The organism is Streptomyces himalayensis subsp. himalayensis (assembly GCF_013778455.1).
Lineage (GTDB): Bacteria > Actinomycetota > Actinomycetes > Streptomycetales > Streptomycetaceae > Streptomyces > Streptomyces himalayensis.
On record NZ_JACEHE010000089.1, the window covers coordinates 1 to 1,256 of the forward strand.

Annotated in this window: 1 protein-coding gene; it reads right to left on the reverse strand. The window is 70.8% G+C overall.

Annotated features, from left to right (window positions below):
* Window positions 1-1,220: MFS transporter (locus H1D24_RS41545; protein ID WP_181662959.1), on the reverse strand; the 1,220-nt coding region annotated here is incomplete at its 3' end.
* Between the last annotated feature and the right edge of the window lie 36 nt (window positions 1,221-1,256).

A 1,256-nucleotide genomic window follows, 5' to 3' on the forward strand; every position in this document is an offset into this window, starting at 1 on the left:
ACGGGGGTGCTGCCGCCGCTTCCGGCGACCAGGCTTCCGGCGATCATCGGGGAGAAGCCGGCGCCGATGAGGGTTGCTCCCTGGTAGCCGAGGGAGGCGCCGGTGTAGCGGACCCGGGTGCCGAACATCTCGGTGAGCAGGGCGCCCAGCGGTCCGTACATCGTGGACTGGGCGATGCCGTGGCCGAGGACGACGGCGAGGATCAGCAGGCCGGGCGACTTGGAGTCGACCAGCGCGAGTACGGGGAAGGCGAGTGCGGCCGAGATGAGGGCTCCGGCGAGGACGACCGGGCGGCGGCCGATCCGGTCGGAGAGCGCGGAGGCGCAGGGCAGCACGACGAGGGCGACGGAGGCGGAGACCGTGAGGGCGGTGAGCACCTGCGGGCGGGCGTATCCGATGCCGGTGGCGTACGCGATCATGTAGCTGGTCAGCAGTGACTGGGCGGTGAAGGCGCCGATGCCGACGCAGCAGGCCAGCAGCAGAGGACGCGGGCGCCGCAGTACGTCGAGGATCGGCAGCCGCGACTCGGCGCGGTCCTTCTTCACCTCGGCGAAGAGCGGGCTCTCCACCACCTTGAGCCGTACGAAGAGTCCGACACCGAGCAGCACCACGCTCATCAGGAACGGTACGCGCCAGCCCCAGGCCGCGAACTCGTCCCGGGGCAGGGTGACCACGAGGGTGACGACGGCGGTGGAGAGCAGGGAGCCGAGCGGGGCTCCCATCTGCGTGAAGCTGGACCACAGGCCGCGGCGCCGGTCGCCGGCGTGCTCGACCACCATGAGCGTGGCGCCACCCCATTCACCGCCGATGGCGATGCCCTGGAGGACGCGCAGGGTGATCAGCAGGACCGGTGCCCAGACACCGATCGTGTCGTATGTCGGCAGCAGGCCGATGAGGAAACTGGCGCCGCCCATCAGGCCCATGGTGAGCAGCAGCATGGACTTGCGGCCGAGCCGGTCGCCGAAGTGTCCGAAGAGGATGCCGCCGACCGGGCGGGCGACGTAGCCGGCGGCGAAGGTACCGAACGCGGCGATGGTGCCGACGGCGGGATCGGCGCCGGGGAAGAACAGTTCGCCGAAGACGAGGGCGGCGACGGTTCCGTAGACGAGGAAGTCGTAGAACTCCACGGCGGTGCCGAGCAGTCCGGAGAGGGCGACCCGGCGCAGTTGCCGGGTTCGTTCGGGGGGCGTGGACGGTGATGCGACGGGGGACGTGGGCATCGCGGTCTCCCTTGACCGGGGGAAGGACACCGCGAA